We start from the raw sequence: 13,470 nt of genomic DNA, 5'->3' as shown, positions 1-13,470 counted from the left end.
ACAGCTATATCAATTAAGACTGAAGCGTGGCCGCAGAACGTCATGGTTAATCCGGGATTTGCGGAATACTCGACCAATGTATAGAAGGCGCCCCTCGGCCAGATTCTGTAGATTTCACTTCCACAGCTTCACCGTCCGGCGACCAGAAGCGTGAGGAGTCCTCCCATCCCATCGGCGATGCAAAGCATCCTGTCTTTTGCGAGCGCGATATCGCGCCGACGCTGGAGCGGCGTGCTGCTGGCCATCGTCGCCGTGGGCGGGGCCGTGGGTTTCCGAACCCTGCTGGAGGGTCTGGGCCAGTTCTACTATCTGCCCATGGTGCCCGCCGTCGTGGTCACGGCTCTGCTGGCGCGCCGGCTGGCCACCGCCCTGGCGGTCGCCCTGTCCATCGCCGTCAACCTGATGCTGGTGCCGCGCGAGAGCGTGTCGGACGCCCTGACCAACGCCGTCCTGTTCGCCGGGGTCACCTGGCTGTTGGCCGAGATTTGCTGGGGGCTGAGGGCGCTGGACAGCCGCACCCGCGACCTGACCCGGCAACTGGCGGCCAAGGACGCCATGCTCAACACCGCCCTGGCCTCGGTGCCGGTCGTGACCTTGGCCTCCAACGGCGACATCCGCCGCCTGAACCCCGCCGCCGCCAACCTGTTCGCCCTGACTGAAAAGGCCGCGCGCGGTCGTCCCTTCGCCGAACTGGCTCCTGGTTTCGACATCAAGACCATCGTCGGCTCCGAGGCGCCTGGCGGTCCGCTGGACGCCAAGGACGGCCACTGGACAGGCCTGCGTCCCGATGGCGTGACCTTCCCGCTCAGCATCCAGTACGGCATCGTGCCGGGATCGTCCGACGACGAACAGATCGCCCTGTGCCTGACCGATCTCAGCCGCTGGCACGCCGCCGACGCCCAGGCCCGTGAACTGCACGCCCAACTGAACAAGGTCTGGCGACTCAACTCCCTGGGCGAGATGGCCGCCACCCTGGCCCATGAACTGAACCAGCCGCTCAGCGCCGCGGCCACCTATCTGCACGCCAGCCAGGTGGACATGGAGAAGGCCGGCCCCTTGGGCGACAGCGCCCTGCGCACTGTCGAATTGGCCAAGGGCCAGCTTCTGCGCGCCGGCAAGATCATCCGACGGATGCGCGAGCTTCTGTCGCCGGAGGCCCGTCGCCTGGACAGCGAGCGCGCCTCGTCCATGGTCGAGGACCTGGGCCCCATCCTGACGATGATCGGGTCCAGCAAGGGCGTCGCCATCCGCATGGAGGTGGAGGCCGAAAACGATCGTGTCCGGGCCGAGCGCATCCAGTTCCAGCAGGCCATGGTCAACCTGGTCCGCAATGCGGTCGAGGCCGTCGGCGAACAGACCGCGCCCGAGGTGGTCATCGTCGGCCGCCCGGCCTCGGAAACGCACTACCGCATCAGCGTCGAGGACAATGGGCCCGGCATCGCTGACGACCAGATCGACCGCATCTTCCAGCCAATGACCACCACCAAGTCCGGCGGCATGGGCCTGGGCCTGTCGGTCACCCGCACCATCGTCGAAAGCCACGGCGGACGACTGCAAGTCTCGAGAAGCGCGCTGGGGGGCGCGGCCTTCTCGTTCACCCTCAATCGAGAACCGGGCGTCGAGAACGCATGAGCCTCCACTCCGTCTTCATCATCGACGACGACCCCGCCGTCCGCGACTCCCTGCTGATGCTGTTGCGCGGCGAAGGCATCCGCGCCCGCGGCTTCGCCAGCGGCGTCGACTTCTTCAACAACCTGCCCGAGGACGCCACCGCCTGCGTCATCACCGACGTGCGCATGCCCGACATGGAGGGCGGCGAGGTGGTCCGCCGCCTGACCCAGATGCGCGGCCACGCCTGGCCTGTCATCGTCATCACCGGCCACGCCGACGTGCCGATGGCTGTGCAGATGATGAAGTCCGGCGTCATCGACTTCATCGAAAAGCCTTTCGACCCGACGCGCCTGATCGAAACCGTACGCGGCTGCCTGAACCAGTTGAACGACGTCGACCACGAGCAGGCGACCCGCGCCGCCGCCGAACAGCGCCTGACCCGGCTAACCCCGCGCGAGCGTCAGGTGTTCGACGCCCTCATCCACGGCTGCTCCAACAAGGCCATCGCCCTGGACCTGGACATCAGCCCACGCACCGTCGAGGTGTTCCGCGCCAAGGTCATGGCCAAGATGGAGGCCGACAGTCTGTCGGCCCTGGTGCGCATGGGCCTGATCCTGGGTTAGGCGTTTCGTCGTCTTGCAGCCGTGACCGTTGCGACGCGTTATGATGGCTCTCTCGCCCGCCCAAGGAGCCGCCCATGTCCGATCCCGCCCGCCTGCTGCGCCGTCAGGCCTATGTCGACGGCCGCTGGATCGACGCCGACAGCGGCGCGTCCTTTGAGGTGACGGACCCGGCGACGGGCGAGGTGCTGGCCGCCGTGCCCGACATGGGCGCCGCCGAAACCCGTCGCGCCATCGCCGCCGCCGAGGCAGCGATGAAGCCCTGGGCCGCGAGGACAGCGGGCGAACGGGCGCGCATTCTGCGCCGCTGGTTCGATCTGATGATGAGCGAGCAGGACGCCCTGGGCCGTCTGCTGACCCGAGAACAGGGCAAGAGCCTGACCGAAGCCAGGGGCGAGATCGCCTACGCCGCCAGCTTCATCGAATGGTTCGCCGAGGAAGGTAAGCGCACCTACGGCGAGGTCATCCCCAGCCATGACGCCGGCAAACGACTGGTGACCCTGCGCCAGCCGGTCGGGGTGGTGGGGGCCATCACCCCGTGGAACTTCCCCGCCGCCATGATCACCCGCAAGGTCGGCCCGGCCCTGGCCGCCGGCTGCGCCGTGGTGCTGAAGCCCGCCAGCCAGACGCCGCTCTCGGCCCTGGCGCTCGCGGTTCTGGCGGAAGAGGCGGGCCTGCCGCCCGGCCTGTTCAACGTCATCACCGGTTCGGCCTCGGCCATCGGCGGCGAGCTGACGGCCAATGAGGCGGTGCGCAAGATCAGCTTCACCGGTTCGACCGAAATCGGCCGCCTGCTGATGAAACAGTCGTCCGACACGATCAAGAAGATGAGCCTGGAACTGGGCGGCAACGCCCCCTTCCTGGTCTTCGACGACGCCGACGTGGGCGCGGCGGTGGCCGGGGCCGTGGCCTCCAAGTACCGCAACGCGGGGCAGACCTGCGTCTGCACCAACCGCTTCTACGTCCAGGCCGGGGTTCACGACGAGTTCGTCGCCAAGCTGACCAAGGCCACTGAGGCCCTGAAGGTTGGGAACGGTCTGGACGGGGGCGTCCAGATCGGCCCCCTGATCGACGAAAAGGCCGTAAGGAAGGTCGAGGAGCACGTGGCCGACGCCCTGGCCAAGGGGGCGAGCCTGCTGACCGGCGGCCAGCGTCATGACCTGGGCATGACCTTCTTCCAGCCCACCGTCCTGTCGGGCGTGACCCAGGACATGAAGATGTGCCGCGAGGAGACCTTCGGCCCCGTCTCGGGCGTCGTCCGTTTCGAGACGGAAGAAGAAGGGATCGCCCTGGCCAACGACACCATTTTCGGCCTGGCCGGTTATTTCTACGCCCGCGACCTTAGCCGCGTCTGGCGCGTGGCCGAGGCTCTGGAGACCGGCATGATCGGCATCAACACCGGCCTGATCTCCACCGAGGTCGCGCCCTTCGGCGGGATCAAGCAGTCAGGACTGGGCCGTGAGGGCTCCAGCCACGGCATCGAGGACTATCTGGAAATCAAATACCTCTGCATGGGGCTGTAAGCCCGATCAGTCCTCGGACGGCTCGGCGTCTTCCTCGGTCGTCAGGCCGGCGGCCTTGGCGGCCTTCTTGGCGGCCTTGGCCGCGGCCTTGGCTTCGGCCTTCTTGGCTTCGGCGCGTTCGCGCTCCTGCCGTTCGAAACTGTAGTTGGGCTTACGGGTCATTGATGTCCTCTCGCGCCAGGTCGCCGAACGGCGACGTCAGATCTTCATGTGGCCTCTGTCGCGCCCCGCGACAACACGGAAACGCCCAGACGTTCCAGATTTCGCACCTCGCACGGACGATAGCCGCCGTTCGACCAAAGTCGCTCTCTCCAAAGTCTGCGACCTGCTGTCACTCTCCCTTCCGACGATCCGGCAACAGGATCGCGAGGAAACGGTCGCGACACGCGGCCATACAGGAAGGGACTGCCCATGACCGACCGCACCATGAGTGCGGCGGAGGGCGCGGAGCACACGGTCGACAAGAACGACCGGCTGGTGATCCTTGCGTCGTCCGTCGGCACCGTCATCGAATGGTACGACTTCTATCTCTACGGCTCGCTGGCCGCGATCATCTCCGCCCAGTTCTTCTCGGGCGTGAACGAGACCACCGGCTTCATCTTCGCCCTGATGGCCTTCGCCGCCGGTTTCGCGGTGCGTCCGTTCGGGGCCATCGTCTTCGGCCGCATGGGCGACCTGTGGGGACGCAAGAACACCTTCCTGGTGACCATGCTGCTGATGGGCCTGTCGACCTTCGTGGTCGGCCTGCTGCCGCCCTACGCCGCCATCGGCATCGCCGCGCCGATCATCCTGGTGCTGATGCGCCTGATCCAGGGTCTGGCGCTGGGCGGTGAATACGGCGGGGCCGCCACCTACGTCGCCGAGCACGCCCCGCACGGCAAGCGCGGCTTCTACACCTCCTTCATCCAGATCACCGCCACCGTGGGCCTGTTGCTCAGCCTGATGGTCATTCTGGGCGTCCGCTTCGCCATCGGCGAGGAAGCCTTCATCAGCTGGGGCTGGCGCATCCCCTTCATCGTCTCGATCCTGCTGCTGGGCGTCTCCCTGTGGATCCGCCTGAAGCTGTCGGAAAGCCCGGCCTTCCAGCGCATGAAGGCCGAGGGCAAGGGCTCGACCACGCCGCTGAAGGACAGCTTCATGAAGTGGCCGAACCTGAAGCTGGTGCTGATCGCCCTGTTCGGCCTCGCCGCCGGTCAGGCCGTGGTCTGGTACACGGGTCAGTTCTACGCCCTCTTCTTCCTCGAGAAGACGCTGAAGGTCGATCCGGCCCTGTCGAACATCCTGATCGCCGCCGCCCTGGCGCTGGCGACGCCCTTCTTCGTCTTCTTCGGCTGGCTGTCGGACAAGATCGGCCGCAAGCCCATCATCCTGGTCGGCTGCCTGCTGGCCGCCCTGACCTACTTCCCCCTGTTCAACGCCCTGACGGGCGCGGCCAACCCGCGCCTGGCCGCCGCCGCCGCCTCGGCGCCGGTGACCGTCTACGCCGATCCGGCCGACTGCCACTTCCAGTTCGACCCGGTGGGCAAGACCGTCTTCAACAGCTCGTGCGACATCGCCAAGACCCATCTGGCCAAGGCCGGCGTCACCTATGTCAACGAAGCCGCCCCTGCCGGAACCGTGACCGAGGTTCGCATCGGTGAACGTGTGGTCGAGAGCTTTAACGGCAAGGTCCTGGCCAAGGCCGACTTCGACGCCCAGAAGAAGGCGTGGGACACCGGCCTGACCGCCGCCCTGACCGAGGCCGGCTATCCGGCCAAGGCCGACAGCGCCCTGGTCAACAAGCCCATGGTGATCGGCATCCTGTTCCTGCTGGTCCTCTATGTGACCATGGTCTACGGCCCGATCGCCGCCGCCCTGGTCGAGATGTTCCCGACCAAGGTGCGCTACACCTCCATGTCCCTGCCCTATCACATCGGCAACGGCTGGTTCGGCGGCTTCCTGCCGACCACCGCCTTCGCCATGGTCGCGGCCACGGGCAATATCTACTACGGCCTCTGGTACCCCATCGCGATCGCGGTGCTGACCCTGATCATCGGCGTGCTCTTCGTGAAGGAAGGCAAGGACGTGAACATCCACGACTGACGCCGCACAGTTCGCCAACCTGCAGGGGCGGTCCGGTTTCCGGCCGCCCCTCTTTTTGTTCTTGTCCCCCAGCCCCGCTCCGTCCCAGATGCCGGTCATGTTCAGCCTCGCGACCCTGGCCCTGGTGGCCGCCTATATGGCCGTCCTGTTTGCGGTGGCCTGGTGGTACGAGCGGCCGTCGATCAAGACGCGCGGCGGGGCGCTGGGGCCGTCGCTCTACGCCCTGTCTCTGGCCATCTACTGCACCTCCTGGACCTATTACGGGGCGGTGGGGACGGCGGCGCGGTCGGCCTGGGAATACCTGCCCATCTACATCGGCCCGGCGCTGGGCGTCACGGTCCTGTTCCCGCTGTGGAAGCGGATCGCGGCGGCGGCCCGGCGCGAGAACGTCGGCTCGATGGCCGACTTCATCTCCTCGCGCTACGGCAAGAGCCCGGCCCTGGGCGCGGCGGTGGCGGCCGTCGCCATCCTCGGGTCCCTGCCCTACATCGCCCTGCAGCTGAAATCCCTGTCCATGGCCGGGGAAATGATCACCGCCGGCACGCCGGTGGCGGGCTCCGAGAGCCTGACGGTTCTGGTCATGGCCGGGGTGCTGGCCGGGTTCGCCATCCTGTTCGGGGCCCGTCGTCCCGACTTGACCGAGCACAACCGCGGCCTGATCCAGGCCATCGGCATCGAGTCCATCGTCAAGCTGACCGCCTTGCTGGCTGTCGCCGTCTTCGCCCTGATGCTTCTGGCGCGCGCCCCGGCGGCGGCCGACGTGACCGCCAACCTCGGCGATCTGGCGCGCTGGCCTGATCTGGACGGGCGGTTCTGGGCCATCACCCTGGTGGCGACACTCGCCATCTTCTGCCTGCCGCGTCAGTTCCACGTCGCCTTCGTCGAAGGCGGCGATCCGGCCCAGGTGCGGCGCGCGCGCTGGATCTTCCCGGTCTATCTGCTCCTGACCAGTCTGGCGGTCCTGCCTCTGGTGGCGGCGGGCGGCCTGTTCGCGCCCAGCGTCAATCCAGACCTGCTGGTCCTGGCCCTGCCGCTGAACAGCGGCCAGTCGGCGCTGACGGCCATCGTCTTCGTCGGCGGCTTCTCGGCGGCGACCGCCATGGTCATCGTCGAGGCCGTGGCCCTGTCGGCCATGGTCTCCAACAATCTGGTCTTGCCTCTATTGGCCGCCGAGCGGCGGCGCCGGGGCGAGCGCGCCGGCGACATGGCGCGCTCGATCCTGAACATCCGCCGCGTGGCTATCGTCGCCCTGCTGCTGATGGCCTGGATCTATTATCAGGCAATGGACCAGTCCAGCGGCCTGGCGGCCATGGGGCTGGTGTCGTTCGCGGCCCTGGCCCAGTTGGCCCCGGCCCTGTTCGGCGCCGTGCTGTGGCGCGGCGGGCGCTCGCGCGGGGCCCTGGCGGGGCTGGCGGTCGGGATGACGGTCTGGCTGGTCATGCTGGCGGCGCCGCAGCTGGCGCCCGGCTTCGGCCTGAACATCCCGGCCATGCTGGGGCTGGCCGACCCGTTCGCGGCGGGGGTCTTCCTCAGCCTGGGGCTGAACCTCGGCGTCTTTATTCTGGTGTCCAAGCTGAGCCGTCCACGCCTGATCGACCAGGTCCAGGCCCGCGCCTTCGTCGACCGCTTGGGGCCGGACTGGATGGAGGGGCGCGGCGGCTCGGCAGGAGCCTCGGTCGGCGACCTCAAGGCCCTGGTCGCCCGCTTCATCGGCGACGAACGGGCCGAGCGCGCCTTCGCCGCCTGGGCGCGCGAGACCGAGATCAAGCTGCGCGACGCCGACCCGGCTGACGCGGGGCTGGCCCGCGCCGCCGAGCGGATGCTGGCGGGGGCGGTCGGCGCCGCCTCGGCGCGGCGCGTCATCGCCGCCGCCCTGGCCGCCGGGGGCCGCGCCCCCGAAGACGTGGTGCGGATGCTGGACGAGGCCTCGCAGGCGGTCCAGTTCAACCGCGACCTGCTGCAGACCACGCTCGACAACATCGATCAGGGCGTCAGCGTGGTCGACGAGGACCTGCGCCTGACCGCCTGGAACCGGCGCTATGTCGAGATGTTCGACCTGCCCGCCGGCTTCGTCCACGTCGGACTGCCGGTCGCCGCCGTCTATCGCCTCAACGCCGAGCGCGGCGAGACCGACCCCGGCGACATCGAGGCCTGGATCGAGCGACGGCTGGAGGCCCTGTCGCGCCGCATCCCCCACGACCACGAGCGCGAGCAGCCCGACGGCCGCATCCTGCGTTCCTCCGGCGCCCCGATCCCTGGCGGGGGCTACGCCACCAGCTATACTGACATCACCGCCCTGCGCCGCGCCGCCCGCGATCTGGAGGAGGCCAACGAGCGGCTGGAGGCCCGCGTCGCCGACCGCACCGAGCGACTGGAGGAGGCTCGCCGTCTGGCCGAGGACGCCACGGCGTCGAAGACCCGCTTCCTCGCCGCCGCCAGCCACGACCTTTTGCAGCCGCTTCACGCCGCCCGCCTGTTCATCGCCGCCCTGAAAGAAGAACCGGCCCTGGCGGCGGGGTCGCCGGGACGCGGGCTGGCGACCAACGCCGACCGCTCGATCGACAGCGCCCACCGCCTGCTGACCGCCCTGCTCAACCTGTCCAAGCTGGAGGCGGGCGGGGTCCAGCCCGCCGTGGCCCCCCTGTCGTTGGACGCCCTGTTCGCCGAACTGCGCCGCGAGTTCGCCCCCATGGCCCGCGCCAAGGGTCTCAGGCTGACGGTCGTGCCGTCGGGTCTGTGGGTCGCCTCGGACCACGACCTGCTGCGCTCCATGCTGCAGAACCTGGTCGGCAACGCCATTCGCTACACCGACCGGGGCCGGGTTCTGGTCGGGACGCGGCGCGACGGCGACACGGTGCAGATGCTGGTCTGCGACACCGGACGCGGCATCCCCGACGCGGACCGCGAGAGCGTCTTCGGCGAGTTCGTGCGCCTGCCCGGCGCCCCGGTGGATGAACCCGGCGCCGGTCTGGGTCTGGCCATCGTGCAGAAGCTGTCGGACCTGCTGCGCCACCCCCTGTCGATGGCTTCACGGGTGGGGCGCGGCACCACCTTCCGGGTCAGCGCGCCGCGCGCCGCCGCCCGCGAGGTTCCCGCCGCCCCCGCCGAGGGCGACGTCCGCCTGCCGCTGGCGGGGCTGCGGGTGCTGTGCGTGGACAATGAGCCCGCCATCCTCGACGCCCTGACCGCGCTGCTGAGCCGCTGGGGGGCGCAGACGACCACGGCGCGGTCGGTGGCCGAGGGGATCGCCGCCAAGGGACCGTTCGACGCGGCTCTGGTCGACCTGCATCTGGGCGACGGGGCGGACGGGCTGACGGTGGTCGATGCGTTGAGGGCGCGAGGCCTGCGCCGCATCGGACTGGTCACCGCTGACACCCGCGAGGGGCTGAAGGAAACCGCCACGGCGGCGGGCGCCACCCTGCTGCCCAAGCCGGTCAAACCGGCGGCGCTGAAGGCGTTTCTGTCGCGCTAGATCAACCCAGATCGATCGACTGGGCCAGGATCACCGCCTGGGTCCGGTTGTGGACGCCCAGCTTGCGGAAGACGCTGGTCAGGTGGGCCTTGATCGTCGCTTCGGTGACGCCGAGGTCGAAGGCGATCTGCTTGTTCAGCCGCCCGGCCTTCAGGCCTTCGAGGATGCGCAGCTGCGACGGCGTCAGGCTGGCGATACGGGCTTCGAGGTCACCCTCCTCGGCCCCGGCCTCGCCCACGTCGGGGGCCCAGCTGTCGCCGGACAGGATGGCCTTGATAGCCTCCACCATGACCGGCAGGGCGGCGGATTTCGGAATGAAGCCGGCGGCGCCCAGGGTCAGGGCGCGGCGCACGGTCGGCGGCTCCTCGCTGGCCGAGACCACGGCGACCGGCACCGCCGGATGGTCGGCGCGGATGCGGGTCAGGCCCGCCATGCCCTCGCTGTCCGACAGTTTCAGGTCCAGCAGCAGCAGGTCGGTCGCGGCCTCGGCCAGGGCGGTCTGAACCTCGGCCAGACTGGCGCATTCCGCAATCACGGCGCCGGGCGCGGCCTTTTCAACGGCCGATCTCAACGCCGCCCGAAACAGAGGGTGGTCGTCGGCGACGACGATGCGATCCATGAAAATCCTTCCCGCGCGCGGTTCTTTTTCGGGTCGAGGCCGCGCTGTGACGACACCATGCCGCGCCTCGACTTTGGTCGAAACTAGACCAATGGCTAATGGCCGCAAACCGCCCTCACGCGGAATGCTGCCGTCTCGAGGTTCGCATCAGATGAACCCGGGAGGAAGATGACATGGGAAGATCCCGCCTGCTCGGCGGCGCCGCTGCGGCTGCGCTTCTGTTCGCCCCCGGCGCCGTTCTGGCGCAGGACGCCAATGCGGCCCTCGAGGCGCGCATCGCCCAGCTCGAGGCCGAGCTGAACAGCCTGAAGTCCGAGGTCGCCGCCGCGCGGACGCAGCAAACCGCGCAAGCCCAGGACATCATCCGCCTGGAGACCCGCCCGGCCGCGCCGGCCCCGACGCCCGTCTCGACCGCCCCGCGCGAGGAAGGCTTCCGCATCGGCGATCACACGGTCAAGTTCGGCGGCTTCATCAAGGTCGACGCCTCGGCCTCCAGCTATTCCGGCGGCGATCCGGCCAACGGCGACCTGCTGCGCGACTATCACCTGCCCGGCTCCATCCCGGTCGGCGGCGCCGAGGAAGATGCGGCGATGGACTTCAACGCCCGTCAGACCCGTTTCTGGCTGACCACCGACGGTCTGGTCGGCGGCCACAAGGTCGGCACCCGGCTGGAGATGGACTTCCAGAGCCTGCCCGGAACCGGCGATCAGCGCATCACCAGCGCCTCCACCCCCGCCCTGCGCCGCGCCTTCGTCACCATCGACAACTGGCTGATCGGTCAGGAGTGGACCAACTTCCAGAACACCGCCGTCCTGCCGGAATCGGCGGACTTCGTCGGCGCCGCCGAGGGCACGGTCTTCGCCCGGCAGGTTCAGGTTCGTTACACGCGCGGCCCCTTCTCGATCGCAGTCGAGAACCCCGAGACCACCGTCACCCCCTTCGGCGGCGGGACGCGCGTCATCGCCGACGACAACAGCCTGCCCGACCTGACGGCGCGTTACGCCATCAGCCGCCCCTGGGGCGACCTGCAGTTCGCGGGCCTGCTGCGCCAGCTCAAGTATGAGAACCCGGCCAGCGCCATCGACGACACGGCTGTCGGCTGGGGCCTGTCGGCCTCGACCAAGATCAAGGTCGGCGCCCAGGACGACATCCGCCTGATGGTAACCGGCGGCGAGGGCATCGGTCGCTACGTCGGGCTCAACTTCTCCAACGACGCGGTGCTGGACGCCTCGGGTCAGTTGGACGCCATCGGCGTGCTGGCCGGTTTCGCCGCCTATCGCCACGTCTGGACGCCCGGCTGGCGCTCCAGCCTGATCTGGTCGGCGCAGAAGGTGGACAATGACGTGCTTCTGACCGGGACCGGCGCCAACCGGTCGGCCCAGAGCATCCACGCCAACCTGATCTGGTCGCCGGTCACGGCGTTTGATCTGGGCGCCGAACTGATGTTCGCTGACCGCAAGCTGGAGTCGGGGCTCGACGGCGACATGACCCGTCTGATCCTGTTCGCCAAATACGGCTTCTAAGAAAAAGAAACTGGGAGGAAAGCGCGCGTGTCTGATCCGGAAATCTATCCCGTCCCCGCCGACCTGGCCGCCCGCGCCCACATGGACCGCGACGCCTATGACGCGGCCCGGATCGCGGCGCGCGAGGCACCCGAGGCCTTTTGGCGCGAGCAGGCCAAGCGCCTCGACTGGATGACCTTCCCGTCCAAGATCAAGGACGTGTCGTTCGACAAGGCCGACTTCCGCATCCGCTGGTTCGAGGACGGGGTGCTGAACGTCTCGGCCAACTGCATCGACCGCCACCTGCCCCACCGCTCCGACGACACGGCCATCATCTGGGAAGGCGACGAGCCGACCGACAGCGAGCATGTCACCTACGGCCAGCTTCATGAGCGCGTCTGCCGCATGGCCAATGTGCTCAAGGCCAACGGCGTCCGCAAAGGCGACCGCGTCACCATCTATCTGCCCATGATCCCCGAGGCCGCCTACGCCATGCTGGCCTGCGCGCGGATCGGGGCGGTCCACTCGGTCATCTTCGGCGGTTTCTCGCCCGACAGCATCGCCGGGCGCATCGAGGACTGCGGCTCCACCTTCGTCATCACCGCCGACGAGGGCTGCCGCGGCGGCAAGAAGGTCCCGCTGAAGGCCAATGTCGACAAGGCCCTGGAAAAGGTGTCGGGCGTCGACGGCGTCCTGCTGATCCGCCACACCGGGGCGGATGTGGGCTTCGTCGAGGGTCGCGATCTCGACTATGAGACCGAGGCCGCCAAGGTCACGGCCCACTGCCATCCCGAGCCGATGCAGGCCGAGGACCCGCTGTTCATCCTCTACACCTCGGGCTCGACCGGAAAGCCCAAAGGGGTGCTGCACACCACGGGCGGCTATCTGTTCTGGGCCAGCTACACCCACGAACTGGTGTTTGATTATCGTCCCGGCGAAGTCTTCTGGTGCACCGCCGACGTGGGCTGGGTGACCGGCCACTCCTATGGCGTCTATGGCCCCCTGGCCAATGGCGCCACGACCCTGCTGTTCGAGGGCGTGCCCAACTATCCGACCGTCAGCCGTTTCTGGCAGGTCATCGACAAGCATCAGGTCGAGATCTTCTACACCGCCCCCACCGCCCTGCGCTCGCTGATGCGCGAAGGCGACGCGCCGGTGAAGGCGACCAGCCGCCAGTCCCTGCGTCTGCTGGGCAGCGTCGGCGAACCGATCAATCCCGAGGCCTGGCGCTGGTATCACGAGGTGGTCGGCGAAGGCCGCCTGCCCATCGTCGACACCTGGTGGCAGACCGAAACCGGCGGGGTGCTGATCTCGCCCCTGCCCGGCGCCACCGACCTCAAGCCCGGCTCGGCCACCAAGCCCCTGCCCGGCGTCGAGTTGCAGATCGTCGACGCCGAAGGGGTGGTTCTGGAGGGCGCGACCGAGGGCAACCTGTGCATCACCGACAGTTGGCCGGGCCAGATGCGCACGGTCTATGGCGACCACCAGCGCTTCTTCGAGACCTATTTCTCGACCTATCCGGGCAAGTATTTCACCGGCGACGGCTGCCGCCGCGACGAAGACGGCTACTACTGGATCACTGGCCGGGTCGACGACGTCATCAACGTCTCCGGCCACCGCATGGGCACGGCCGAGGTGGAAAGCGCCCTGGTCCTGCACGAGGCCGTGGCCGAGGCCGCGGTCGTCGGCTTCCCCCACGACATCAAGGGTCAGGGCATCTACGCCTATGTCACCCTGAACACAGGGATCGTGGCGACCGACGAACTGCGCACGGCCCTGGTCGCCCAGGTCCGGCTCGAGATCGGCCCCATCGCCGCCCCCGACGTCATCCAGTGGGCGCCGGGCCTGCCCAAGACCCGATCCGGCAAGATCATGCGGCGCATCCTTCGCAAGATCGCCGAAAACGAGATCGGCGCCCTGGGCGACACCTCGACCCTGGCCGACCCTTCGGTCGTCGACGACCTGGTGAAGAACCGGGCCGCCTGACGACCCTCCCCTGCTCTCCCCGGAGCAAGCGGCCGGCGTTCCTGAAAGGGGGCGT

Annotated in this window: 9 protein-coding genes; 7 read left to right on the top strand and 2 right to left on the bottom strand. The window is 68.5% G+C overall.

Annotated features, from left to right (window positions below):
* Positions 1-231: 231 nt before the first annotated feature.
* From ACIQTU_RS03770 to ACIQTU_RS03760, 3 genes are all read left to right on the top strand, one after another.
* Positions 232-1,632 (top strand): sensor histidine kinase, encoded by a 1,401-nt coding sequence (locus ACIQTU_RS03770; RefSeq protein ID WP_400542539.1) that lies wholly within the window; start codon positions 232-234, stop codon positions 1,630-1,632.
* Positions 1,629-2,234 carry a response regulator FixJ gene (gene fixJ, locus ACIQTU_RS03765; RefSeq protein WP_400542536.1) on the top strand — a complete coding sequence of 202 codons (606 nt, stop codon included), beginning with the start codon at positions 1,629-1,631 and terminating at the stop codon, positions 2,232-2,234. The genes ACIQTU_RS03770 and fixJ overlap by 4 nt, the downstream gene beginning before the upstream one ends.
* 74 nt (positions 2,235-2,308) lie before the next feature.
* Complete coding sequence (locus ACIQTU_RS03760; RefSeq protein ID WP_400542533.1) at positions 2,309-3,754, top strand: NAD-dependent succinate-semialdehyde dehydrogenase; 1,446 nt, start codon at positions 2,309-2,311, stop codon at positions 3,752-3,754.
* A 6-nt stretch (positions 3,755-3,760) separates the two neighbouring features.
* Here ACIQTU_RS03760 and ACIQTU_RS03755 read toward each other — a convergent pair whose 3' ends face one another.
* Positions 3,761-3,916, bottom strand: a complete 156-nt coding sequence (locus tag ACIQTU_RS03755; protein ID WP_400542530.1) for a hypothetical protein — start codon at positions 3,914-3,916, stop codon at positions 3,761-3,763.
* A gap of 264 nt (positions 3,917-4,180) precedes the next feature.
* Between ACIQTU_RS03755 and ACIQTU_RS03750 the strand changes: the two genes are divergently transcribed.
* Positions 4,181-5,836 carry an MFS transporter gene (locus ACIQTU_RS03750; protein ID WP_400543756.1) on the top strand — a complete coding sequence of 552 codons (1,656 nt, stop codon included), beginning with the start codon at positions 4,181-4,183 and terminating at the stop codon, positions 5,834-5,836.
* Between the two features lie 97 nt (positions 5,837-5,933).
* The gene (locus tag ACIQTU_RS03745) at positions 5,934-9,308 is read left to right on the top strand and encodes a PAS-domain containing protein (protein ID WP_400542527.1); all 3,375 of its coding nucleotides are present in this window, start codon (positions 5,934-5,936) and stop codon (positions 9,306-9,308) included.
* Position 9,309: 1 nt separating this feature from the next.
* Here the strand turns inward: ACIQTU_RS03745 and ACIQTU_RS03740 are convergent, their stop codons facing one another.
* On the bottom strand, positions 9,310-9,927 hold the full coding sequence (locus ACIQTU_RS03740; RefSeq protein WP_400542524.1) for a response regulator: 618 nt from the start codon (positions 9,925-9,927) through the stop codon (positions 9,310-9,312).
* A gap of 173 nt (positions 9,928-10,100) precedes the next feature.
* Here ACIQTU_RS03740 and ACIQTU_RS03735 point away from each other — a divergent pair, with 173 nt between their 5' ends.
* Positions 10,101-11,450 carry a DcaP family trimeric outer membrane transporter gene (locus ACIQTU_RS03735; protein WP_400542521.1) on the top strand — a complete coding sequence of 450 codons (1,350 nt, stop codon included), beginning with the start codon at positions 10,101-10,103 and terminating at the stop codon, positions 11,448-11,450.
* A 27-nt stretch (positions 11,451-11,477) separates the two neighbouring features.
* The gene (acs, locus tag ACIQTU_RS03730; protein ID WP_400542518.1) at positions 11,478-13,415 is read left to right on the top strand and encodes an acetate--CoA ligase; all 1,938 of its coding nucleotides are present in this window, start codon (positions 11,478-11,480) and stop codon (positions 13,413-13,415) included.
* The last annotated feature ends 55 nt before the right edge of the window (positions 13,416-13,470 follow it).

The organism is Brevundimonas sp. NPDC090276, assembly GCF_044772165.1.
Classification (GTDB): Bacteria; Pseudomonadota; Alphaproteobacteria; order Caulobacterales; family Caulobacteraceae; genus Brevundimonas.
This window is presented reverse-complemented; position numbering and strand designations above follow the sequence as displayed.